Genomic DNA, 23,296 nt, shown 5'->3' on the forward strand with positions numbered 1-23,296 from the left:
GGGGTGTCGTGCTTATCGGACCTCGCCCGCGGAATCGCTATCCAGGTCGTCCAGCGTCAGATCCATCCATACGAGATGATGATCGGACGAAACAACCGGGTGTCCTTTCCCGACCAGCTCCCTTCCCGCCTGCCCCTCTGCGGGCCAGAACACCGAAGCACACTGCGGAGTGATCCCCCGGCGGGATGGCAGCACATAATCCAGCCGCAGGTTGCCAGAACCTTTCGGGTTGAAAGCACCGGTGTCAAAAGCGGCATTACCGCGGTGCTGGTCATTTACCTGACCAGCGGATGCCGCATCCTGCAGGGCTCCGTCACTCGCAGGGGGGCGGTCTTCAGCAACGGCTGGATGTTGCAGCAATTGCCCGATGGCATTGTTCAATGAATCTCCGTCGTGGGGATCCGCATTGTAATCGCCAAGGATCACAAAGCGCGCGCCGGGCGCTAACGCGCCTGCTCTCCCCTGGTCATCGTAGAAATAGTCTTCTCCTCGGATATAGTCGGCCCAGAAGCGGATTTCATCGTGATTGCGCCGGCCATTACGATCTTCGGGGCCATCAAATACCGGCGGCGTCGGGTGGGCCGCAAGAATATGGAGGGTTTTGCCCTGGATATTGAGCGGGATGTCCCAGTGGCTTTTGCTGGACAACCGCAATTGCCCCGATACCTCCGGCGGGTAGTATTCGTTGGGTATCAGGGCGCCGGGCATATCTTTCCATAAAAAATTCTGGAAAGTGCGGACGCTCGCTGTCTGTAGAGGATATTTCGACAGCAACAGCATTCCATATTGACCGGGAAAGGTACCGTAGCCGAAAGCGTCTTCAGGAGTGCCCAGCCGGCCATCGTTGTTGAGGTCCAAACCGCTGTCGACACCGGTATTCACCGGGGCAAAATAGCGGTATGGATACTCGATGGCGTGTTGTTGACGCTGCGGTACAGCAAGGTAATTTTTCTGCAGAAGCGCCGCGGCCTCACCCTCGCTATCGCGATCCACTTCATTGAGCAGCAGGATATCGGGCCGAACCCGTTGGATGATTTCACTCACCGCACGGATCTGCGGACTGTCGCGTTCCGCCAGCTCCTTCAGCAGGTCACCCTCATTCGTGCGGTTGAGGAAGGCATTGAAGGTGGCCACGCGGATGACGTCTCCAGGATCATTTCCACCGCGGTCGCCCAGAACACAAGACCTTGCCCCATCACTCGCCTCAGCCAAGTGGGAAACTGAAACAGCCGAGAAACAAAGACCCGCAAGCACCACCGTTTTACAGAACTGAATGCATTTACTCACAAACATACACCGGTAAATCAGACATCAATAAAGAACACAGTTTGCCAACAAAATGCTTCAAATGTGCGACAGGAAAAGCAGGAGCGTCCTTTCTCTGCATCTCACTTTTCAGCATCCCACTCGCGTATCTCAGTTTTCATATCCAGTCATCTCCAGATAACCTTCACCACGATGGCTTCCGCCGACTGAAACCGGGCCTTCCCAGTATCGCCATACCCCGGCGCTCCAGTAGTCACCCGGCCAGGACTGTATGCTGAGGTTTAACGCCTGCGCCGGCACACGCAATTGCCAGGCCACGGGAACTCTACCGTAACGACTATTGCGATACCGGACGGGACGCAGGCTGAAGTCGCTGGCTCCCAGTGTTTCTGCACTGCCATCCACAGCCACCAGGGTCCCCGAATAGAAGTCCTCTGCACCGCGCACCCGAAATACCATCAGGTGGCGTCCATCGTCGAGGTGCAGGGCCATCCAGTCCCAGCCCTGTTGGTCCAGCTTCAGGTATTGACTGCTCCATTCGCGGTCGAACCACCCCTGCCCGCTAACCTGGTATTTTTCGCCATTCATTTCGATATCACCACCGACAACCCGCAGTGGATAACTGAAATACATCGAGCCTCCGCCGCCTGCAGACTTGGCACTGAAGCCCCGTTCACCATTTAACACTGCAGGTAGCTGGGGCTGAACCTGCAGGCGGTAACGAAAGTCCTCACCGTCCACCGCTAGCAGCCAGGTATCGGTATCGAGGCTCTCGAGCAGCCAGTGGTCGATCCAGGCTTTGAAGGGTTTTGCGGTGACGCCGGCCTGGCCGGTGCCACCGCGGGCGGCGCGATCGGCGAAGTGGTGATCGTTGGGGCGGCTCAGGGCAGCGTGCGCGAGCCAGACTTCATTGCGGTCCCAGCCCGGCTCTCTGTTTTTGAACGGGCCGGGGTGAATACCATTGCGGAACAGGGTCCACTGCACACCAAAAGGTTCGCCGTCGGCACTCTTCAGGTTGGCGGTGAGATACCACCATTCCAGGCGGTACTGCGGGTGTGGACCGAGATCCTGTGGTAATTGTACGGTCATACCCGATGCAGCCTGGCGAAAGCCCGCCGGCGGATCGCTGAGTGCAGCGAGAGAGGACTGAGGGGCGGGCTCTTTGGCGCAACCCGATAGCAACAGGAGAGAAATTAACAGTGTGCGGCCGAGGCTATTCATTGTTTCCTATTCATTCTTCAGCGTTTCCAGCCGCACCGGATTGCCTACCAATGCCCCCACCAACGCGCCAATCAGCAGACACACCAGCCAAACCTGCAACCAGAACCCCGGATAGAAGTGCAACGGCAGCGTCCAGCCAAATGCCGCGGGATTTACCCGTGCCACCAATACCCAACCCAGGAATACGCCCAGCGGGATTGCCAACAGCCCCAGCAGACCGGTCACGAGCATACTGTGTGCGATCAATCGACCGCGCAATTTGTGGCGCTGCACACCGTAAACATGCAACAAGGTATAACTCCCCTGCCGCATGCGAAAAATCACCAGTCCCATCAGCGCGAGCGCGGTACCGGCCAGCGCCAGGGTCAACACGTTCAGCAGCTGGGTCAGCTGGAAAGTGCGGGTAAAGGCAGCGTTGGCCGCCTGTTTCAATCCTACTTGATCGCGCAGTCGACTGCCGGCCATCCAGGTATATTGTGCTGGCCAGTCCTGCCAGGAGGTGCGCTGGATGTCACTGACGTCCAGCACAAAGGTGGAATAACGATTGGGCAGCGAATCCGGCACCAGCGCCAGTGGCAACATCAGTTCACCCTGAGGCCGGCCGTAATCGGCGTAGATGCCGACTACCTCACGGGCGTGCTTGGTTTCTCCCAATTGAAACCGAATACGGTCGCCGACTGCCAGCGACTGCCGTTGCGCCAGCTGTTCATTGATCAGCACGCCACGGTTTGAAAGTTCAGTCCAAAGGTCTGGGGCGGCGGCCTTGAATGGCCATTCCTGCAACAGCGGTGAGCCCGGATCGATCGCCAGCACATCCACGGGCATTGCATCCGCCGGCGGTTCCTGTTCCAGTAATGCGCGGCCGCGCACCATGGGCAGTACGCTGGTTACATCCGGGAGGTTCCGCAGCTGCGCACGCCATTCATCAGTGGCCACCGGCCGGCCCGGATCGACGTATAGATCGCCCTGCAGGCGCTGATCGAGCCAGCGGGCAAAAGTGGATTCGAACCCTGTGACCATTGCCTGCACGCCAATCGCGGTGGCGATGGAAAAGGCCAGTGCAGTGAGCGGCAGGCTCAACAAACGGCACAGCGCGCGCATTTCGGAGCAGGACCACTCCGGCAGTGGTTGCCGGCAGTGGTGTTCTGCGCGCGCCAACAAGCGGTTCAGAATTTCTGGCAGTAGCAGGCCTACTCCGAGCAGACAGCCGGTGGCAGAGGCAAACACCAGCCAAAGTTTGTCCGTCCACAGCAATATCGCGAGGGATACTGCCACCAGCCCGATTGCGCCCAACCAGCGCCAGTAGCCGGCCTTCAACCTGCCAGCTTGTGCGCCATTCACTTCGGCCCCGCCCCACTGTGCCCGTCGCAACATCAGCAGGTCCAGGCAGGCCCAGCCCACCACCACCGCCAGAATCAGCACCATGCCGAGCCAGGTTTGTGTGGTCGGTACACTCTTCGCCAAAGTATCGATACTGAAAAGCCCGCTGAGCGTCCCCTGGAAGCCATCGGCCATCGCCGACGCCAGCCGTTCACCCAGCCACACGCCTGCAATACCGCCGATCAACGCCACCAATAACACTTCTAAAAGCAGCGCCAGTCGTAGCTTGACGAGCGGCACACCGATCCGGACCAGAATTTCCAGGCTCCGGCGCCGCTGCTCCATGGAAAAGCGGTATACGCTGCGCACCAGCAACGCCGCCACTAGCAATGCGAGTGCACCCAGTGCGTCCAGGCTCAACAGGAAAGCCTCCACCAGTGGATCCGGCTGCACACCGTAGTCTTCCACTTCACCGCGATAACCCGCGGGGAGCGGGCTCTTCTCTGTCTCTACCGCGGGCAACAGTATCTGCAACGTGCTGCGCCCGCTGCTGGCCAGTTCCGCAGCGACGGAAATATCCGTCAGTAACTGCCCGCGCGGAATGCCGTCGCTTTCGTCGAGTTCAATGGCTTCCGCTCCAGGTAACGACAGTGCCTGCCAACGGGCAAGATCCCGGGAGCTGCCAAGCAGCAATGGCCTGTCGAGAGCCGACAGTAATTTTCCTGCGATGTTGGCGCCATTCTCTGAACCCTCTTCTACACCCCCTTCTTCTCCCGATTCGCGGTACTGCCGCAAGCAGCCAGCAGTGAACGGATCAATACCAATCACCGCAGGGGCGTCGCGGTCGGCAAAGCGCACCTCCAACCGTGGCGACACACAGAAACCCGCACGACGCAGCCGTGTGAAGTCCTCCACCGCCAGGGCAGCGCCATCCTCGCGCACCACACTCAGCAACGGCTCCAGCGTCGCGCGGGATTTTGCCACCGCACTCTCCGCCGAGCCCGTCAACGAACGCACCCCACTCCACAGCATGGCGGCACACACCAGAATCAGCAGCAACCCGACCAACTGACCGGGATGACGGAGATAATGGCTCAGGAAGACACTGCCGAGTCCCATGGACGCAGGGCTCCTTCCCGCAGTTCCAGAATCCGGTCGCAGCGCTGGGCCAGTTCGGGATTGTGAGTAACGATCAGTGCGCCCAGCGCGCGCTCGCGGATCGCATCGAAAAACAACGGCACCACACGCTGGGCAGTGGCGTAGTCGAGACTTCCGGTGGGTTCATCGGTAAGGATCAATTCCGGCCGCATGGCAAAAGCACAGGCCAGCGCCGCCCGCTGTCGCTGGCCGCCGGAGAGTTGATCGGGATAACGGTGCGCAACGTCCGCAATATCCAGCTGCGCGAGCAGCGCCTCGCCGTCGTGGGCTTGCAAGCCAGCAAGCCCGGCGCGGAAAGCGATGTTGCGGGAAACAGTGAGTGTGGGGATCAGGTTGCCATCCTGGAACAGTGTGGCGATACGGGTACGGCGGAGCTCGGCCCAGTCGTTTTCCGTAAGATCGGAATGCGCCCGGCCGAATACCTGCAGCTGGCCGCTGTCTGGCAGCAAAAGCCCGTTGAGCAGGTTCAGCAGCGTGCTCTTGCCCGATCCCGAAGGACCGATAACTGCCACCGCTTCACCGCCCCGCAGCTCCAGCGACAAACCGTGCAGCACGCTGATCTGTTCGCGACCATTGCGGTAAGAGCGGGAGAGGTTTTGTGCCTGAATCAGGGCATTATTCATAGTTTGCCGGGCTGACTGATCGCTGGTTCTGCCAATCAGTCTATCGCACCCGGTGTTTTTTTGGAGGGGACCTATACGGTGACACCGAATGCATCCGGCATTGCCCGGTCAATTGGAGTATTTAACTGTCGCAGGGCGTTCACACACCCACAATACGCGAGCGGAATTTACGACCTTTCAGCTTGCCGTTGGCGAGCTTGTTCAAAGCCTTCTTGGCAACCGGCCGCTGTACTGCAACAAAGGTAGAGAAATCAAATAACTGAATCTTACCGATCTGTGAACCGTCGATGCCACCGTCGCCGGTCAGCGCGCCCACCACATCACCGGCACGGACTTTCTGTTTCTTGCCGCCGTCGATCTGCAGGGTCGACATCACAGGTTTTGTGGGAGCGAAGCCTTTGGGCAGTTGCGGCACTTCCTGCAGGGTGATCTTCTGCTGCATCAGCTCTTCCAGCCGCTCCAGCTTGTAGATCTCTTTTTTGCTGACCAGTGACAGCGCCACGCCCTTCTGCCCTGCCCGCCCCGTGCGGCCGACTCGGTGCACATGCACTTCCGGGTCACGGGAGAGGTGGTAGTTCACCACCACCGGCAGCTCTTCGATATCCAGCCCGCGTGCAGCCACGTCGGTTGCCACCAGAACCGAGGCGCTGCCGTTGGCGAAGAGTGCCAGGGTGCGGTCGCGGTCTTTCTGCTCCATATCACCGTGCAGCGCGAGCGCGGCAAAGCCGGCACGCTTCAGGGTCTCGGCGGCTTCATCAGCCTCTTTCTTGGTGTTGCAGAACACCAGCGCGGAGGACGCGTCGTAGTTGGCCAGCAACTGATACAAAGCCGCCGGGCGAGCCTCGTTGTTCTCTACGCGGTAGTAGTTCTGCTCAATCGTGCTCTGGGTATGCCCGGCCGCTACTTCCACCGTAACCGGGTCGCGCAGTACCCGCGCGGCCAGCGCATCAATGGTTTTGGGATAGGTAGCAGAGAACAGCAGGGTTTGCCGCTGCTGCGGCAGTTCCGCCAGAATCTGGTCCAGCACCGCCTGGAAGCCCATGTCCAGCATGCGGTCCGCTTCATCCAGCACCAGGGTCTCCACATTACTCAGATCGAGATTACCCTTGCGCAGGTGGTCTTCAATGCGCCCGGGCGTGCCCACCACAATATGGGCACCATGCTTGAGGGAACCGATCTGCGGTCCAAACGGCATGCCCCCACACAGGGTCAGGATCTTGATATTGTGGATCGCCCGCGCCAGCTTGCGCAGCTCCCGCGCCACCTGGTCCGCCAGCTCGCGGGTGGGACACAGCACCAGCGACTGCACCCGGAACCGCTCTACCCGCAGCTTGTGCAGCAGACCCAGACCAAACGCTACCGTCTTGCCCGAGCCGGTCTTCGCCTGGCCGATTACATCCTTGCCGGCGACAATCGCTGGCAACGCAGCGGCCTGGATCTCGGTCAGGCGTGTATAGCCCAGGTCCTCCAGGTTCTTCAGGAGGGCCTGCTCCAGCGGCAGGGACTGGAAATCGCGGGGGTGGTTATTGTCAGGAGTGGTCACAAGGGAGGCTCGATTGGAGAAATAGCGGCGTATTGTAGGGAAGCCCAGCGCAATTTCCCAACATAACCGTGGATGTAAAACGCATTGATCCCGGTTTACTACCGGGATTGCAGCGCGATCATTTTTTCGAAGGGCTGCAGCATGGATTGGAAGTCCTTGCCCGGCTCCAGCCCCGCCATCGCCATGACGATGCTTTCGACGGTAGAGAGACTGTTTTCCAGCGAGGACCTTCGTATCTGATAGTTCGATCTAAACGCACCCTCCAAGCTTACCCGCGGTAACTGTTGCAGCGCTGAGTGCAAATGCAGCATTTTTTTGGACTTCCGCCAAGTAGCGTCGATCACCACCAGCTGCTCCAACACCCCTGCCTGCGGCGCACCGGGCTCAACCTGCTCCACTTCCGGCAACCAACTCAGGGACGGATAGAGCAATACCGATCGAGGCTTCAACAGCTTTGCCAGCTCCTCGTCTGACAGGCTCTCAGCCACCACCAGCGCACTGTTGTCCAGGCACAGATGCGCCATGCGCCCGGTATTGAACGGATGCTTCTGCTCCATGGGGTGCTGTATGATCAGCACCTTGACTCGGTTGGGGATATGGACCAGCGCGCTGCAATAGCAGACTTTGAGTGGGCGTTGGCAGGTTGGACAGATTTGGCGTGGCATAGAAGATGGTAACTGATGATCTTTCGGCAGACACTTTGTCGGTGCACTGGCTCACGGATGCAGAAATGCCGCTGGCCAACAAATTCTATCGTGCGCACAAATTTCGCGGTAAGGCGAAGCGGCATGATCCCTGCGCGGTGGTCAGGGATGTCCAGAATAGCATTATTGCCTGTGGTTGCCTGCGTCAGTTGACGGACAGCCAGCTGTTGGCCGGAGTGGCGGTAGCGCCGGACTGGCAGGGGCGCGGTGTGGCGCGGTTGTTGCTGAACGGTATGGCAGAGAAGTACGACGAGCAGACCTTCACCTTCCCCTATCGACATCTGGTGCCATTTTACACTTCATTGGGATACGTGGAGGTTGAGCCTGAGGGACAGCCTTCGGCTATCAGCGATCGATTCCATACCTACGAAAAACAGGGGCGGGATATTGTGGTGATGCACTACTCCGTCTAACCACCATAACTGTCTTTCCCCTGAGAGTCTGCGTTCTCTATACGCAATGCCCCAGTGGAAGCAGGGGTGACGCTCCGGGGCGAGCCTGGAGTGACAGAGAGCGTTGAATCGTTGCGTGTTTTTTTATGCTATCGCAGTAATGCCGACATAATCCGGCTGATCAGTTCTCCTTGTCGCGAGCAGCCGGTTTTCTGGAATACCTGCTTGATATGGGATCGTACAGTTGCAACCCCGCGACTCAGTTGCTCGGCGATAGCCTGCACGTCCAGTCCTGCAACTAACCGTTCACAAACCTGCGCCTCGGCCGGGGTCAGGTCGAAATAGGTAGCGATATTTTCCACGCTGGGAAGGGAGCGGTTGTCCGGTTCATACACGCTGACCAGGGCGCCGCCAGCCAGCAATTCGCTGCTTTCAATGGGGCGAATAACGAAGATCAGTGGGCTACGCCCTTCCCGCTTGAGAAACAGGGTCTCGCAGCAATAGTCTTCCTTGCCCATGCTGGACCGCACCACTTGGGCAGAGGCTCGAAAAAAGGCGCTTTGCACATCGTTCTCTGCAAAGCAAAAACGCTCATCACGAATGCCGAGGCATCGCTCGCGGGCGATCAGGTCGCGGGCAGCCTTGTTGGAGTAGAGGATGGTGGCCAGGCTGTCGAGCACAAAGGTGGCGTCGGGGAGGACGTCAATGACAGCTGCCAGTGAAGATGCGGCCTGACTGCGTGTTTCCAGCTGCCGGTAAAGGTGTACCGTCTGGCGGATATGCGGAACCAGCCGATTGAGCGCATCCAGCTCGGCCTGCTGATAAGGGCCTTGTGCAACGGTACGCTGAATGGTCAGTACGAAGCTGTGGGTTCGTGTGCTATCAATCACCAGCCAGGCAGAATCCAGCATGTCCTGCTCATTTTCCCATTTGGAATAGTCTTCGTCTGGCTGGAAGTCTGACAGCAGTGGCAGAGCCGGCTGGAACAGGCCCGGCGCCTGCTTGACCGCCAGGTTGGTTACCACGTCCTGGGCGATCATATTGTTTTCGAGATACCAATTGATGAACTCCTCGGACAGACCATGATACCAAAGGTGCTCCATGCGCAATGGCTGACGGTGAACTACCAGTAGCTGGGCAGCACAACCATTGATGGCACCGGTCAGTTTTTCCAGGAAGGTATGAAAGCCTTCCCGGTCGGTGAGTGACTGATAAAGGGCCTGAATCAGGCCGGGTTCGTTCTGCAGTGCCAGAGTCATGGTTTTTCCTGTGATGACTGTGTCATACCGGGTATTCGCTTTGCGAACCCTCTATCCCCAAGCCTTGAATATGACGAACGTCATCCCCGGGGCAAGCCCGGGATGAGGTGGGGCCCGTCCTGTGCGCGGAGAATATTCTCACCCCAGCGCCCTGACCATCATGGCCACCAGCTCGGTCTGTTTGCGATAGCCATTTTTGGCCAGCAGGTTCTTGATGTACTGGCGTACGGTATGAACGGAGATCTGTTTCTCCTCGGCAATTTCCTTAGCGCTCAGGCCCTGGATCAATGTGGCTGCCACTGAAGCTTCTGCCGGGGTGCATTGAAACAGGGTCTGGAGTCGCTCCAGGTCCGGCGCCAGCTCACTATCAAAGCTGAACAATTCCGCGAGAACGCCGTTGTTTTCAACGCTTTCCGCCACCAGTGGCGTCAGACAGATGGCCAGGCGTTCATGGCCATTGCGGACAAACAGGGTGCGGGTATCCAGATGGCCCTTGTGGGAGTGCACGATGCAGGTGGAGATGGCGTCGTGCAGTTTGCGGGTCAGGCGTTTATCGCTGCTGTGCAGGCGCTGGTCTTCACCAATAAAGAGGTTGCCGGTGTGAGTGAGCAGGTTGCGGGCGGCATCGTTGGCCTGGGCAATGCTGCCCAGGGCATTGAACACCATCAGGGGTTTGTTCACATGGTTAAGCGCCATGGCCAGGTTTTCGTTGTCACTGTTTGACTGATACAGCTTCAGGTGCAGGGCGACGGCATTTTCGATATGCGGGGCCAGCAGGTTCATCTGCAGGAGTTCGTCGTCGGTATAAGGGCCAAAATCCTGGTGGCGGTTGGCCATGAACACCACATTGGTGCCGTTTTCCCGGGTGACCAGCATGCCGGCACTGTCGCCCATGCCCACGGCTTCCGCCCAGGCGCGGCTTTCCGGGCCGAGAATATCCAGAATGGTACGGCTGGTATCACCGCGCAGAAAGGAATCGAACTGGCGCGGTGGCAGCTGCACATAACGGGTCAGGGCTTCGTCCCGTTCTGGCAGGTCGCTGTTGATATACCACTCCTCGAAGCCTTCCGGGTAACCGAAGGTCCAGCCATACACCATGCGCTGGGGGTTGGCGGTGACGCCCAGAATACCGCCCTGCAGTGCTTTGAAGTGTTGTTGAAAGGCGCTGAAGAAGGGCTGGAAACCGGCATTGTCATGCAGGCAGCGGTAGAGGGTGCTGACAAGCTGGTTGTAGGCATACAAATCGTTGCCCCCCAAAGAAGGGAGGGGAAGACAGGCATCCTCATCGGGATGGGGCGCAAACGTCGGCGTTAATATTGTCATTGTTGTATTTCCTGGCTATCCGACTTGCATGACGCCGGATAGCAGAGTGCGAATCACATCCTGCTGTTTGTTGAGATCAATCTTGCGATATGCCGTATTCCGACAGCTATTCCCCGTTCGGACGATACGGATACAGAATATAAGTGATTGCACAAAAAATGGGAAATGGGTCACAAAACAACGCCAGTAGTGACTCTGGAGCGAGATGAATGGCCTTGGTCGGTAGCGGGGAGTCGCGGATGTGGTTCAAGTGCACGAAAGTGGGCGGATGCGCAGACGATATACGCGGAGTTCAGAGTGTATCCTGCAAGATTGAAAGGTAGAGAGGGGGGGCGACGGCAAGCTTCCGCTGAACCTGGGGGAAAAGGGGCCGTAAAGGCCCCAAGTACATCCGATCAGAAATCTCGTTTACAGCTCCAAACCGAACTGCAATGCCGCGCCCAACGTGTCGTCGGAGGATTTGATCGCTGACAGGTGGAAATGCACCACGTCAAACGGGGTAAAACCGATCCCCGCGGTCAGGGCACCGTCATAGGTGCCTTTCAGGTCATGGCGGTAACCGACACGCAGCTGTGCCCAGTCAAACAGGTCCGCTTCTGCGCCGACGCGGGCGATCTGTACTTTGCCAGCGCCATCGAAGAGTTCAACAGCATTCAGATCCAGATCTGCCAATACCGTAAAGATTTCTCCGGTATACCCGACACCCGCGGCCAACTGTGGATCCAGCTGGATATCCACACCGCCTTGAACCGTTTCGTACTCCTGAGCGATAGCATTACGCAGGGAGACACCGCCCTGTAGCTCGCCCCAGTTGATGGTAGCGCCGAAGTCGATGTTGAAGTTGGTGTGCTCCTGGGTGTAGTCGTCCGCCTCGAAGTCGTCGCTGTCGAAGTTGGCGATGGCTTCAATGTATTCGATAGTTTCCACGCGCTGGTATTTAGGCGTAGCCCCCAAGGAAACCTGGTGCCCGCCGAAGGTGAATTCCCGCGCGGCAGCGAAGCCGATTTCCTGCATGGAATAGCCGAAAGCACTAACTACGCTTTCCAGGCCATATTCGTCGAAGATCTGCTCGCCGAAAGTTTCCAGCAACTCTACATCAGAGTCCGCCAGCTGTATGTCGGCGGCCACAAAGGCGGACTGGCGCACAAACAGCAGGCCAGAGGCAATGTTGTTGGGGATGGCGACGGTCAACTGGGCACCGGCGTCCAGAGTCAGGCCGGAGTTATCCAGGGTTTCCAGCTGCGACAGTATGTAGTCAGCATCGTTCTGGTCAGCCGTGTAGCCGTCGAGGTCGTCGAGAAAATCCGTCAGGTCCTCGCTGGTATCGAGAAATTCGTTTTCGTCATTGGCGATCAGGCCGAAGTCGAAAGTCGCAGCAAAATTGTCGTTTTCCTGGAAGTTTGTCGCGGTTGCCGGATTGATCAGTGCGCTGTAAGTGTAGTCACCACCGGCAACCCCCGAGCCCGCCATGGCGGTACCGCGCCCGGAAAAAATTTCGGCAGTCACTGGTGACGCCCCCAGAATAGTCCCCGCAGCAACCACGCAGGCAATTTGATTTTTGGTCCACATGTTTAATTAGCAGCTCTAAGATTTGGCGTGATAAATGGATACTATTTGGGCACAACATCGCCCAATGGCGAGGTGTGCCCGACACATATCCCCAGGATTTATAGCAGCTCTCCGCCCATCGCGATACAAGCCTCAGCAGTTTCTTCGTAGGTGATGAAGTTATCATCTGCGCAACGAAACTCGGTTTGAAATCTTGCTGGGCATTTCCCCAAACCAGCGGAAATAAAGCTAAAGTCAGCGTCAGGGTAGGAGTGCACCTCCCCGTCAATCGTTTCTATGACCGTTTTCCATTCGCCCGTCGCATCGGACTCCTTAACGATCTCATTTTCACCGACCCAGCGGATCTCCTCGCAGTGTTCCTCAACTTGGTCAGTTCCGATATCCCAAATGTCGTGGATAAGAATGGCTTCACTACTGGCCCCACCAGAGCTAGCACTACCCTGAATACCTGCTGGGCCTGCGCCCAAGCGATTGAATTGTATCTCCCCCTCTCCAATAACCTGCATGGTCATACTATTACCGCGAACAAATAGTTTCAGGTTCGCAGTGCCCACAAAGCTGGAGAAACCGTAGCCATTAGTGTCGACAATGGTACCCGATGTGCTCAGCACACCAGTTTCCATATCGTGGCTATAGCTACCAACCTCAACTCCATCGTCTTCAGCCTGCACATAGGTTCCATCGGGCAAGAAGGCCAGCATCAGCAGATCACCATCGTGCACATCTGAATTGGCAACATCGCCGACCCAAGCGCCTTGCAGCCCATTCGCCACAACACGCGAAGCAGGAATACTTTCCAGGAGGGTGTCCTCTCCGCCCTGCTGCGCAACCTCAAAAACATCAACCGAGCCTGAATTGCCTTCAACGTCAAAGGTGAGGTATTCGCCTTGCAGCTCGCTGGAAATACCATCTTCCGGATCGTGCAAGCCAATGCCGCCGTTCTCATCGCTGAAATTCGCGGTCACTTTCAGAACCTTTCCGGCATCCAGACTGTAGGCGCCCCACTCCAGCCCCTCTTCCGTTTCTGACGAACTCTCCTTCTCTTCCACATGGATGTAGTTACCAGTGGCCTCATCAAATGCCAGGAAAATAAAGTGCTCAACGCCGTTACCGGTTTCAACACTGGTGTCCAGTACCCAACCGCCTGTCAATGAAGTCTCGTTGGTATAGCCGAGTTCTTCGCTTTCAAGCGTGGTTTCCAGGTGAGCCTGAGCGGAATCGGCACTGACCAGTTCCGTAGTCGGTGTATCCTGGCCACCGTTCTCGATCAGTGTCTTCACTACCGCAGAGCTCGCGAAATCTACAGGCGACTGGTCGAAAAATGCCGCCGCGTCCAGCGCCGGATCTTTACTCCCAACCGCAGCATCACTAATCAAAATACCATTACTCGGGTCCCCGTCGGTATCGAGGGTCTGTAACAGGCGTGCCATATTGACGACAGAATTATCTGAGGTATCTGTGGTGCCGGCGATGTCCAGTGGAGTAATGACTTCAGAGGCTGCAACAGCCGGAAATTCGAGGTCACCAATAAAGAAAACGACACTGTCGCCCGGCTCATAACCAAATTCACCGTTAGCGTCTGTAACCCCCTCGTGGGTGATATTGCCTTCGCTACTCAAAGAGCGATAGCCAATATTCGCCACTAAACTATCAACAAAAACCCCGGTTTCTGTTGGAGGCGCTTCACCACCGCCGCTACTGCCGCTCCCGCCACTGCTACTGGAGCTACTGGAACTGCCGCCACCACTACTGGAGCTACTGCTAGAACTACCACCACCATTGTCGCCACCGCCACCGCCGCCACCGCCACAGGCAGTAAGCGAACTGAAAATTAATGCCGCCGTGAGCGCAGACAGAGCCTGGGTAAAAGGATGCTTCATAAAATTCACTCTTTCTTCTGAAGGAAACTCAACATGGGAGTTGCGAAGTGCTGGCGACGGTAGGGAATACCAGACAAGAGCACTCTCCTACGTACCAGGCACAGCAGAAGTGAGTATTCAGCCCGAAATGGGCCGATCACGCATCCCCCAAATTGGGGATAGGGGCTCGTGGGTAAAACGGCTGCCGCATCGCAGGTGCGGTGACACATACGACAAACCGGGACGGGATATTGTGGTGGTGCGCTATCAGCGCCGAGGGCAACTAGATCACAAATAGATCCATAAATGCATTCACCGGTGTTTCCTGCAAGATTTGCTGGTCTGTGCAGAGCATGAAGATATCTTTACAGCGCCGCGCTGGAAAGCGTGTCTCCAAATTGGCCCAGAACTTCTCTTCCAATAGCGGAATACCCATTTCCCTGCGATACCGGTGCCCCACCGGGTACTCCACTTCCACCTTTTCGGTAGCGGTTCCGTCGGTAAAAAATACCTGTAACGCATTGGCAATGGAGCGCTTGGTCGGATCCAGGTAATCGGCGGAGTACCCCGGTTCTTCCACCACCACCATCTTTTCCCGCAGCTGGTCTATTTCTGGATGGCGGCGGTGAAAGCTGTCGTCATAGTGTTCTGCCTGCAGACCGCCAAAGATGAGCGTCACCGCTGTCATGTACTGCAGGCAGTGATCGCGGTCGGCGGGATTGGCCAACGGGCCGGATTTGGAAATGATGCGGATAGCGGATTCATGGGTGGTGATCACGATGCGGTCGATTTCTCCCACTCGATCTTTCACCTGGGGATGCAGAATCACCGCAGCCTCGCAGGCAGTCTGCGCGTGAAACTCCGCGGGGAACGAGAGCTTGAACAGGATGTTTTCCATCACATAGCTGCCGTAGCTCCGCGGGCACTGAAACTGGCGCTCGGATTCAGGCTTCAGTTTCTGATCCGCCACGGTCTTGCTGAACAATACATCGTAGAAGCCCCACTGCTTCGCGGTGAGCGCCCCGGGAATCCCAATTTCACCGCGCATGGTGATATCCGCCAACCGGACACCGCGACTGGTCGCGTCGCCGGCCGCCCAGGATTTGCGGGGGCCAGCATTGGGCGCATGACGGTAGGTGCGCAAAGCACCACCATCTACCCAAGCCTGGGACACGGCCGCCATCACCTGCTCTCGGTCACCGCCCATCAACATTGTAGCGACCGCCGTAGAGGCCACCCTCACCAGCAGCACGTGGTCCAGCCCTACCCGATTGAAACTGTTCTGCAGCGCCAGCACGCCCTGAATCTCATGGGCACGGATCATGGCATCCAGCACATGTCGCATGGTGAACGGCGTCCCGCCTTCCGAGAGATGTTTCTGTGAGAGGTAATCGGTCACCGCCAGAATCGCACCCAGATTGTCCGATGGGTGCCCCCACTCCGCCGCCAGCCAGGTGTCGTTGTAATCCAGCCAGCGCACGCAGCAGCCGATATCCCAAGCGGCTTTCACCGGATCCAGCCGAAAATCTGTGCCCGGCACACGGGCACCGTGCGGCACCACCGTGCCTTCGGCAATCGGCCCCAGAAGTTTTCGGCATACAGGAAATCGCAGCGCTAACAGGCCACAACCGAGGGTATCCATCAGGCAGTAGCGGGCGGTATCGAAGGCTTCTTCAGAAGTGATGCGGTAGTCGAGCACATAGTCGGCAATGCTCCGAATTTCCTCATCATAGTCCGGGCGGATATTGCGGGTAACCGTATTTCCCATGGCTGTGATTCCTGTTCGATTACTGCATCAAGAATAGCCATGGTAATCGCCAGATCCGAGATACACCGTACGGATGTCGCCGGCGGTACTTTCCATACCCTCTGTAGAAAAAAGCGACGGTTTCGCCAATCAGCTCCCACTTAGCCAAGTCATCAGACCTCAAAAATGGCGTAGGTTATTTTAACAAAGGGTATTTTATCCGCCATTTCTTCCGCGCTAACCATACGGCTTTACGAAAGTGAACTAGCTTTAGGCGGAACAAAATTTTCCAGCAGCACTCACCACAGCCGAGGTTACTGTGAATAAGAACAAGGCACTCACCCTGTTTGCGCTCTTGCTTTCGACACCGGTATTTTCTGCTACCGACGACACCACCTTCGAGGTCTCGATTACCATCGAGAACGATTGCACCATCTCCGTGAACGACTTGAATTTCGGGACCGCCAACGACCTGACCCCATCCATTTCCGGTTCCTCCACCGGCTCAGTGACGTGCACCGGCCTGGCACCGGTTAGCGTTGCATTCAGCGCCGGGACTGGCGGCACCAGTACCTTTACCACCCGGCAGATGGACGATGGCACCAACACCATCGACTACAACCTCTACCGCGACGCAGCGAACACAGAGATCCTGGGCGATGGCAGCGGCGGTACCTTCACCATCGACTTCACCAGCACCGGTGGTGCCGACAGTTTTGATGTATACGGCCTTACCGGCCCCGGGCAAAACCCGAAGCCCGCCGGCACCTACAACTCTACGATCACCGCCACGGCAACCTTCTGATATGCGAGTAACGCGATACCTCCCTTTGTGGTGTGCGTTTCCCATCGCCCTGTTGTTCTGTCTCCCTGCCCTTGCCAAAGGGCAGCTGCAGGCCGGGCCGATACTGCTGCAGATTGGTGCAGGTGACAAGGCCTCACGCCTGCGACTCTCCAACAGCGGCGACGCGAAGTTGTCGGCCCAGGTACGGGTGTTCGCCTGGCAACAGGTGGACGGAAAGGATCAACTGACGGCGAGTGACGCGGTGGTGGCCAGCCCACCCATCGTGGAGCTGATGCCCGGCGCGGAGCAAATAGTGCGGCTCGTGCAGCTCGGGCCGCCCGCCGCGGGCAATGACCACAGCTTTAGGCTGGTAGTGGACGAACTGCCAACAGCAAACGGTGATGCGCATGGCCGGGTAAATGTGCGCATGCGCTACGTGTTACCCCTGTTTGTACGGGCTAAAGATGCCGCCGCCCCTAAACTTTCCTGCAGCGTACGCGACGACGCCGCGCTGCTGGAATGTGTCAACTCCGGAGGGCGTGCGGCCCAACTGGGAGCCAGCCAACTGACGGATGATTCCGGGTGGACACTGCCGTTGAGTGCAGGCCTGTTCGGTTATGTGTTACCCGGTAGCCGCAGGGTCTGGCCGTTGCCAGAAAATTCTGTCTCTCCCGCTGCGGACCTCACGCGGGACGTGCGACTGGAAACACTGCTCAATGGCCAGCCCACCACGCTTCCGCTGCAACATTAATCTTTGTGGCCACCTCACGAAACGCTCGCTTCTCTGCCTGCTCGCCGGCGCAATCGCCAGCACTGCAGAGGCGAGCCCGCCGCTCAATGGCGAACTGCTGGCCGCCGACGATGCCGATGCATTTCTGCCCGCAGCGCCCCGCGAGCAGGATTTGTACTTGGAAGCATTTTATGGCGAAACCACCACCCGGCTGATTGTGCACGCGCGCCTTCGCGACGATCGGCTTTTCGTGATCGCAGGCGATCTGCAAGAAATCGGAATGGAGCTGCCGGAGGAAAACCCCGCAAGCTGGATCGCGCTGGACTCCTTACCCGGGCTCGCCTACCGCTACGACATCCCCACCCAGTCGCTGATACTGCACGCGCCGCCCCACCTCCGCCAGGGCCAACACCTGGGCTACCGGCCGCCGCCACCGGTTGAAGTGCGCCGCGATCACGGACTGCTGTTCAGTTACGATTTTTACGGTCGCCAGTGGGAGGGGCGCAACAATACCTCTCTGGGCACTTCGCTGAACTGGTTCGGTCGCTATGGGAGCCTGCAGGTTTCCGGCGTCAGCCGCAGCGGAGATGAAAACGTCGGCTACCGCCGCCTGGACAGTTACTGGACCTACAGCGATCCGCAGCAATTGTGGACATGGACCGCCGGCGACCTGATCAGTGGCGGTCACAGCTGGAATCGCCCGGTGCGCATGGCGGGCCTCCAGTGGCGACGCAATTTCGGCGTGCGCCCGGACCTGATTACCCTGCCGGTACCGCGTTTCGACGGTAGCGCCGCGCTCCCCTCGACCGTGGAGCTGTATGTCAACAATATCCTCCAGTACGACGATGCGGTGGACCCGGGTCCCTTCGTACTGGATGCCCTGCCCAGAATTGGCGGGGCCGGAATGGCCACACTGGTGGTGACCGATGCACTCGGGCGCACCACCGAAACCAGCGCACCCCTGTATGTAGACCACCGCCGCCTGGCGCCGGGCCTCAGTGACTTCAGCCTGGAGGCCGGGGTCCTGCGCACGAATTACGAGGGCGGCTGGGACGACTACGGCGAGCATCCGGTGGCCAGTGCCAGCTGGTTGCAGGGTATCACCAGCGCCTTTACCTTCGAGGCACATGCCGAACTGGCAGAGGAACTCGGGGTCGGGGGAATCGGCGGCGTCTGGTCGCCGGGCAACCGCTGGGGCCTGGTGTCCGCCTCCCTCGCCTACAGCGACGGTCAGGGCCCCGGTGAGCGCGACAAATCCGGGCATCAGTACAGTCTCGGCTATCAGTGGATCGGACCCGTTGTCGGTTTCGACCTGCAGACCCTGCGCCGCTCCCGCGGTTATCGCGACCTGGCGGATCTGGATACCGACCGCACCCTGACCGAGCGCTGGCTCAATGCCCAGGACCGGGCCACCGCCTGGCTACAGGTGGGCCGCGGCAGCCTGGCCTACAGCTACCTGCGTCGACGCGACCACCGCGACCAATTGTTGCCGCGGGAATTTTTCAGCACCCACAGCCTGAGCTGGACGCAGAATATCGGCCGGCGGTTATCGATCTCCGCTGCCCTGTTCAACGACGATGAAAACGGCTCCGGTGGCAGCCTCACCTTCAGCATTCCGCTGCAACATCTGGCCTACGCATCAGTGGGCGTGCAACGCCGCAGTGGTGGCGATAACGAACCGAAAGCCCAACTCCGGCGCACCGCCCCGTATGACGGCGGCTGGGGCTGGTGGCTACAGGGGGGCGACGCCGATGGCGACTACGGACAGGCCGCAGTGGAAACCCGCGGCCGTTATCTGGAAGCGCGCGCGGGCGTCGACTGGGATCGCGGCGAGCGCGGTTACTTTCTCGAAGCCGGCGGCAGCGTCGCCGTCATGGACGGGCAGCTGATCGCCAGCCGCCGCATCCACGATGCCTTCGCACTGGTCTACACCGGCGTCGAGGACATGCCCGTGCTGAGTGAAAATCGCCTCTATGGACACACGGATGACGAAGGCTATCTACTGATTCCCGACCTGCGCGGCTGGCAACACAACCGCATCGGCATCGACCCGGATCAACTGGCGGCAAATTATCGGGTCGACGAGCTGGAGCAGTTCGCGGTCCCCGCCGATCACGCGGGTCAGTTTGTGGTGTTCCCGGTAGCGCGATTGCAACCCGCGATTATTACCCTTCTCGACCGATCCAGTCGTACACTGGATGCCGGTAGCGACGCAACCCTGTATCAAGACAATTCAAGCCGCGCACTTCCCGTGGGTTTTGATGGTGAAGTCTATCTAGAGGATATTTCTGGTGGCGCGCGTATCGAGGTGCGGCAGCGCGCACTCGTCTGCAACTATGTCGTCAGCCCGAATATTGAATCGGCATCGGCCTTCACGCGCCTGCGGCTGTTGCCAGATGAATGTATGGAGACACCGTGATGGCGAGGCGTGCTCTGTTACTGTTTTTTTTAATGGGAGTAGGAAGCGCCTGGGGACAGGCATGCAACTACACGGTGGCACCGGTGCTGGATTTCGGCACTATCGCCGGCTTGCCAACCCCCGAGGTCGATGTGAGTGCGAGCATCACCGTCCAGTGCCCAACACTAAGCAACCTTTTATTGCGGCGCGTATGCGTTAGCCTGCCAATTGGCAGCGGAGGAATATCCATCGCCGACAGGCGTATGACCAGTGGCGCATTCGACGTCCAGTATCAGTTATTTCGCGACGCCGCGCGCACTCTGGTGTGGGGAAATGTCGCTGGCGGCCAGCAGCGAATCCTGGAGTTTCCACTGCTCGGTGGCACATTGGTGGCGACGGTATACGGGCGACTGTTTGCGGGACAAACCGGTAAACCGGTTGGATCCTACCAGTCAATACTGAGCGGTATCGAAGTGCGCGAAGGCTCAACCCTGGAAAGCTGCGCTTCGATGGGCAATGTATACAGCCTCCCCGATACCATGACCCCGCAATTACAGATCGAACCGAACTGCACCATATCCGCGAGCCCGCTCGAATTCGGCACCGTCACCAACATCACACAGACAGACGCCAGCAGCAATCTGTCGGTGACCTGCACATTGAATGGGGCCTACACCGTCGCGCTGGATGGCGGCAACAACGGCGACATCAACGACCGCAAGATGCAGCTGGGCCCGGACACCATCGACTACCAGCTCTACCAGGATGCCGCGCGTACACAGACGTGGGGCGACACCCCCGCTACATTGGTGGGCGGTACCGGCAACGGCGCCGCCCAGTCACTCACCGTGTATGGCCGGGTTCCGTTACAGAGCGCAAAGCCCCCCGGCACCTATCAAGACACCATTACCGCAACCGTGACCTTCTGAATTACGAGAGATAAACGCACCAGCCAATACTGTTGCTACAGCTTTATCTCAATATCGGCAATCACCGCATTGGCCACATCGCGCGCAGTTTCGATATCGTCGGCCCGCGCCAGGGCGACACCTAACGGGCGTTTGTCGGATACTTCCGGTTTACCGAACAGGCGTAGCTGCGTATCGGGGCGGTTCGATATTTGCCCCCCGCCCTTCCAGCTCGGCCAGAGGTCGGTAGCGATGGCCTCGATCTCCGGCACCACTGCGCAGAGATATCATCAGCGACCGATTATCCTATCAAACCGGCCACAGTTCATCGCCCTACTCGTCCCAAGCCGGCGCCATGCGCTCGGCCTGCTCTTCGCGAACGTCATCGATAACGGCCATCAGGTCGTCGACGTCGGCACTGGTGGTGTCATGCTCGAAATGCCCGGTAAGGGGGCTATCCGGGTGCAATCTACCCGCCTCATAAAGTGCCCAGATCTCTTTACCGTATTCGGTAGTCAACAGCTCCGGGGCGAAGCGGCCGAAATACGCGCGCATATTGTCGACATCGCGCTCCAGCATCATCGCCGCGCTGTTATTGCCGGCCGCATCCACTGCCTGGGGTAAATCGATGATCACCGGGCCGTGGTGATCCAGCAGAACGTTGAACTCAGAAAGGTCGCCATGAACCAGACCGGCACACAGCATGCGCACCACGTCGGCAATCACCTGGCCGTGGTAATCGCGGGCCTGCTCCGCGCTCAGTGTAACGTCATCCAGCCGCGGAGCGGCATAGCCCTCGCCGTCCGCCACCAGCTCCATCAGCAGCACGCCATCGACAAAGCCGTGAGGCTGGGGAACGCGCACGCCGGCCGACGCCAGCCGATACAGGGCATCCACCTCGGCATTCAGCCAGGCCTGTTCCTGCTCTTTCTGGCCATAGCGGGTCTTCTTCGACATCGCCCGCGCGCGGCGGCTGTTACGCCCCTTGCGGCCCTCCTGGTACTGCACCGCCTGTTTGAAGCTGCGCTTCCTGGCCTCCTTGAAAACCTTGGCACAGCGCAAGTCATCGCCGCAGCGCACCACATACACCTGCGCTTCCTTACCGCTCATCAACTGGACGACGACCTCATCGATCATGCCGTCGTCGACCAGCGGTTGTAATCTCTTGGGTACTTTCATGGTTGCTGGTAATCAGCCCTCTCTGGTTCGGGTTTTGTTGGAGGTCGCCGCACACGCCGCGGTATTGCATTGCTCGGGCATGGCTCGAGGGCTGCCAGGGTAGACCTCGGTGGTGGTATTGTAGGGAGCGTTGGTGACCGAGTCGAACTGGATAGATAGGTGGGGTTTTGGCTCCAGACATTGAGACCATCTAAGAGCTGGTTTAGATCGCGACCAGTGCGCTGTTGATAGATAAAGCGTAAGCGCCGTTAGCGTGTCGGCCTCACCGATCCGATCCAGCACGTTGCTGATGTGCCGGTACCCATGGTCACGATAGCCCGCCAGTTAAGGACACCGGTTCAGGATGTATTCCATCGCGATGCGCATCAGCGAGCCCTTCATCACCTTGCCGACCTGTTTGTCGGTGATATGGCGCGATACCCCCGGTACATTGGTGGGCGGTACCGGCAACGGCGCCGCCCAGTCACTCACCGTGTATGGCCGGGTCCCCATTACAGAGCGCAAAGCCTCCCGGCACCTATCAAGACACTATTACCGCAACCGTGACCTTCTGAATCACGAGCGATAAACGCACCAGTCAATGCTGCACTCTTTACTTTCTGGACTGCGTCAGCGCCAATAGAGAACAAGCTTAGAAACTCCGCCCCTTAATCAACCACTCTACTTAAACGGGACTGGAAATTGATGAAATGCTACCGGCATTATATCGATACACATTGGCGTTATGAAATGTGCTCAATTTAATCATATACTGATGGGTTCTCTGACCGGTATTCCCGTCATAAATCCTTTCATAACAGATCTCCCAAGAAATATTCGGATAACGCTCAGCGAGAAATTTAAGTTTCGCACCACAGCCTGATGGAACAAATACATCTTCGTTATCTAGGTTGATTTGCATAGCTGAAGATCTATCACATGGGATGAGAGAAATGAACATCTCAACTTTCGAGACACTCTCAAACTTATGCATAGAACGTAGAAAAATCTCTTCGGCATGACCACCACCCTGGTGTCTATGAGGCCGAGTTATTCTATTATTTTTTGCTTTTCCTTTAACCGCCTCCTTTATACCACCAAACCCAGTACGCATAGGTGTCTGATGGGCCATCGAGAAAAGATTCCCCATACTCCGGTTGCTGCTATTCAGGCGATAGATCAGAAACTCCGTATCCCCTTGAATTTGTTGCCTATATGAATTGCAGGCATTCAAAGCCTTTTGAAACTCGTTAGTTAAGTGCATGGCAAATGACATAAAGCCGCCCCCTACATTCCGATGTGCGAGTTAAAATATCTCACAAAAAGATCATATG

The 23,296-nt window shown here is 58.0% G+C and carries 20 protein-coding genes; 5 read left to right on the forward strand and 15 right to left on the reverse strand.

The annotated features are described in order from the left end of the window. Positions 1-12: 12 nt before the first annotated feature. The 6 genes from LPW13_RS07515 to LPW13_RS07540 all read right to left on the reverse strand — a co-directional run bounded on the left by LPW13_RS07515 (position 13) and on the right by LPW13_RS07540 (position 7,796). Positions 13-1,134, reverse strand: coding sequence for an endonuclease/exonuclease/phosphatase family protein (locus LPW13_RS07515; RefSeq protein WP_230438821.1), 1,122 nt, complete (start codon positions 1,132-1,134; stop codon positions 13-15). 282 nt (positions 1,135-1,416) lie between these two features. Continuing rightward, positions 1,417-2,355: a lipocalin-like domain-containing protein gene (locus LPW13_RS07520; protein ID WP_230438822.1), complete on the reverse strand. Its 939-nt coding sequence runs from the start codon at positions 2,353-2,355 to the stop codon at positions 1,417-1,419. Between the two features lie 138 nt (positions 2,356-2,493). Further along, positions 2,494-4,926 carry an ABC transporter permease gene (locus LPW13_RS07525; RefSeq protein WP_230438823.1) on the reverse strand — a complete coding sequence of 811 codons (2,433 nt, stop codon included), beginning with the start codon at positions 4,924-4,926 and terminating at the stop codon, positions 2,494-2,496. Continuing rightward, positions 4,902-5,588 carry an ABC transporter ATP-binding protein gene (locus tag LPW13_RS07530; protein WP_230438824.1) on the reverse strand — a complete coding sequence of 229 codons (687 nt, stop codon included), beginning with the start codon at positions 5,586-5,588 and terminating at the stop codon, positions 4,902-4,904. The genes LPW13_RS07525 and LPW13_RS07530 overlap by 25 nt, the downstream gene beginning before the upstream one ends. 139 nt (positions 5,589-5,727) lie before the next feature. Then, a complete protein-coding gene (gene dbpA, locus LPW13_RS07535) occupies positions 5,728-7,131 on the reverse strand; it encodes an ATP-dependent RNA helicase DbpA (RefSeq protein ID WP_230438825.1) in 1,404 nt (467 codons plus the stop codon). A gap of 98 nt (positions 7,132-7,229) precedes the next feature. Continuing rightward, positions 7,230-7,796: a tRNA-uridine aminocarboxypropyltransferase gene (locus LPW13_RS07540; protein ID WP_230438826.1), complete on the reverse strand. Its 567-nt coding sequence runs from the start codon at positions 7,794-7,796 to the stop codon at positions 7,230-7,232. A gap of 5 nt (positions 7,797-7,801) precedes the next feature. Here LPW13_RS07540 and LPW13_RS07545 point away from each other — a divergent pair, with 5 nt between their 5' ends. Then, positions 7,802-8,248 carry a GNAT family N-acetyltransferase gene (locus LPW13_RS07545; RefSeq protein ID WP_230438827.1) on the forward strand — a complete coding sequence of 149 codons (447 nt, stop codon included), beginning with the start codon at positions 7,802-7,804 and terminating at the stop codon, positions 8,246-8,248. 128 nt (positions 8,249-8,376) lie between these two features. On the opposite strand, the gene LPW13_RS07550 is transcribed toward LPW13_RS07545, so the two are convergent. The 5 genes from LPW13_RS07550 to LPW13_RS07570 form a co-directional block, all read right to left on the reverse strand. Further along, complete coding sequence (locus LPW13_RS07550; RefSeq protein WP_230438828.1) at positions 8,377-9,486, reverse strand: helix-turn-helix transcriptional regulator; 1,110 nt, start codon at positions 9,484-9,486, stop codon at positions 8,377-8,379. Between the two features lie 138 nt (positions 9,487-9,624). Next, positions 9,625-10,809: a helix-turn-helix transcriptional regulator gene (locus LPW13_RS07555; protein ID WP_230438829.1), complete on the reverse strand. Its 1,185-nt coding sequence runs from the start codon at positions 10,807-10,809 to the stop codon at positions 9,625-9,627. A gap of 408 nt (positions 10,810-11,217) precedes the next feature. Then, the gene (traF, locus tag LPW13_RS07560) at positions 11,218-12,315 is read right to left on the reverse strand and encodes a conjugal transfer protein TraF (RefSeq protein ID WP_230438830.1); all 1,098 of its coding nucleotides are present in this window, start codon (positions 12,313-12,315) and stop codon (positions 11,218-11,220) included. 161 nt (positions 12,316-12,476) lie between these two features. Further along, entirely contained in the window at positions 12,477-14,258 is a 1,782-nt protein-coding gene (locus LPW13_RS07565) for a hypothetical protein (RefSeq protein ID WP_230438831.1), read from the reverse strand. Positions 14,259-14,520: 262 nt separating this feature from the next. Further along, positions 14,521-16,005, reverse strand: coding sequence for a bifunctional 2-methylcitrate dehydratase/aconitate hydratase (locus tag LPW13_RS07570; protein WP_230438832.1), 1,485 nt, complete (start codon positions 16,003-16,005; stop codon positions 14,521-14,523). A gap of 298 nt (positions 16,006-16,303) precedes the next feature. Between LPW13_RS07570 and LPW13_RS07575 the strand changes: the two genes are divergently transcribed. The 4 genes from LPW13_RS07575 to LPW13_RS07590 are packed head-to-tail and all read left to right on the forward strand — an operon-like array spanning position 16,304 to position 20,825. Beyond that, on the forward strand, positions 16,304-16,789 hold the full coding sequence (locus LPW13_RS07575; RefSeq protein WP_230438833.1) for a Csu type fimbrial protein: 486 nt from the start codon (positions 16,304-16,306) through the stop codon (positions 16,787-16,789). A 1-nt stretch (position 16,790) separates the two neighbouring features. Next, positions 16,791-17,519, forward strand: a complete 729-nt coding sequence (locus LPW13_RS07580; RefSeq protein WP_230438834.1) for a fimbrial biogenesis chaperone — start codon at positions 16,791-16,793, stop codon at positions 17,517-17,519. Then, on the forward strand, positions 17,485-19,917 hold the full coding sequence (locus tag LPW13_RS07585) for a fimbria/pilus outer membrane usher protein (protein WP_230438835.1): 2,433 nt from the start codon (positions 17,485-17,487) through the stop codon (positions 19,915-19,917). Before LPW13_RS07580 ends, LPW13_RS07585 begins: the two co-directional genes overlap by 35 nt. A 32-nt stretch (positions 19,918-19,949) precedes the next feature. Continuing rightward, a complete protein-coding gene (locus LPW13_RS07590; protein WP_230438836.1) occupies positions 19,950-20,825 on the forward strand; it encodes a Csu type fimbrial protein in 876 nt (291 codons plus the stop codon). Positions 20,826-20,860: 35 nt separating this feature from the next. On the opposite strand, the gene LPW13_RS07595 is transcribed toward LPW13_RS07590, so the two are convergent. From LPW13_RS07595 to LPW13_RS07610, 4 genes are all read right to left on the reverse strand, one after another. Next, the gene (locus tag LPW13_RS07595) at positions 20,861-21,079 is read right to left on the reverse strand and encodes a hypothetical protein (protein ID WP_230438837.1); all 219 of its coding nucleotides are present in this window, start codon (positions 21,077-21,079) and stop codon (positions 20,861-20,863) included. Between the two features lie 58 nt (positions 21,080-21,137). After that, positions 21,138-21,983: a PA4780 family RIO1-like protein kinase gene (locus tag LPW13_RS07600; protein WP_230438838.1), complete on the reverse strand. Its 846-nt coding sequence runs from the start codon at positions 21,981-21,983 to the stop codon at positions 21,138-21,140. Positions 21,984-22,307: 324 nt separating this feature from the next. Beyond that, a complete protein-coding gene (locus LPW13_RS07605; RefSeq protein ID WP_230438839.1) occupies positions 22,308-22,475 on the reverse strand; it encodes a hypothetical protein in 168 nt (55 codons plus the stop codon). Positions 22,476-22,647: 172 nt separating this feature from the next. Next, complete coding sequence (locus LPW13_RS07610) at positions 22,648-23,238, reverse strand: hypothetical protein (protein ID WP_230438840.1); 591 nt, start codon at positions 23,236-23,238, stop codon at positions 22,648-22,650. Positions 23,239-23,296 lie beyond the last annotated feature (58 nt).

The organism is Microbulbifer celer (genome assembly GCF_020991125.1).
GTDB lineage: Bacteria > Pseudomonadota > Gammaproteobacteria > Pseudomonadales > Cellvibrionaceae > Microbulbifer > Microbulbifer celer.

Bases quoted from the DNA above. Each gene is read 5' to 3' on its own strand.
- LPW13_RS07520 (WP_230438822.1), bottom strand. From the start codon at position 2,355: ATGACCGTACAATTACCACAGGATCTCGGTCCACACCCGCAGTACCGC.
- LPW13_RS07525 (WP_230438823.1), bottom strand. From the start codon at position 4,926: ATGGGACTCGGCAGTGTCTTCCTGAGCCATTATCTCCGTCATCCCGGT.
- LPW13_RS07530 (WP_230438824.1), bottom strand. From the start codon at position 5,588: ATGAATAATGCCCTGATTCAGGCACAAAACCTCTCCCGCTCTTACCGC.
- LPW13_RS07540 (WP_230438826.1), bottom strand. From the start codon at position 7,796: ATGCCACGCCAAATCTGTCCAACCTGCCAACGCCCACTCAAAGTCTGC.
- LPW13_RS07545 (WP_230438827.1), top strand. From the start codon at position 7,802: ATGGTAACTGATGATCTTTCGGCAGACACTTTGTCGGTGCACTGGCTC.
- LPW13_RS07550 (WP_230438828.1), bottom strand. From the start codon at position 9,486: ATGACTCTGGCACTGCAGAACGAACCCGGCCTGATTCAGGCCCTTTAT.
- LPW13_RS07555 (WP_230438829.1), bottom strand. From the start codon at position 10,809: ATGACAATATTAACGCCGACGTTTGCGCCCCATCCCGATGAGGATGCC.
- LPW13_RS07565 (WP_230438831.1), bottom strand. From the start codon at position 14,258: ATGAAGCATCCTTTTACCCAGGCTCTGTCTGCGCTCACGGCGGCATTA.
- LPW13_RS07570 (WP_230438832.1), bottom strand. From the start codon at position 16,005: ATGGGAAATACGGTTACCCGCAATATCCGCCCGGACTATGATGAGGAA.
- LPW13_RS07580 (WP_230438834.1), top strand. From the start codon at position 16,791: ATGCGAGTAACGCGATACCTCCCTTTGTGGTGTGCGTTTCCCATCGCC.
- LPW13_RS07585 (WP_230438835.1), top strand. From the start codon at position 17,485: ATGGCCAGCCCACCACGCTTCCGCTGCAACATTAATCTTTGTGGCCAC.
- LPW13_RS07590 (WP_230438836.1), top strand. From the start codon at position 19,950: ATGGGAGTAGGAAGCGCCTGGGGACAGGCATGCAACTACACGGTGGCA.
- LPW13_RS07600 (WP_230438838.1), bottom strand. From the start codon at position 21,983: ATGAAAGTACCCAAGAGATTACAACCGCTGGTCGACGACGGCATGATC.
- LPW13_RS07605 (WP_230438839.1), bottom strand. From the start codon at position 22,475: ATGGGGACCCGGCCATACACGGTGAGTGACTGGGCGGCGCCGTTGCCG.
- LPW13_RS07610 (WP_230438840.1), bottom strand. From the start codon at position 23,238: ATGTCATTTGCCATGCACTTAACTAACGAGTTTCAAAAGGCTTTGAAT.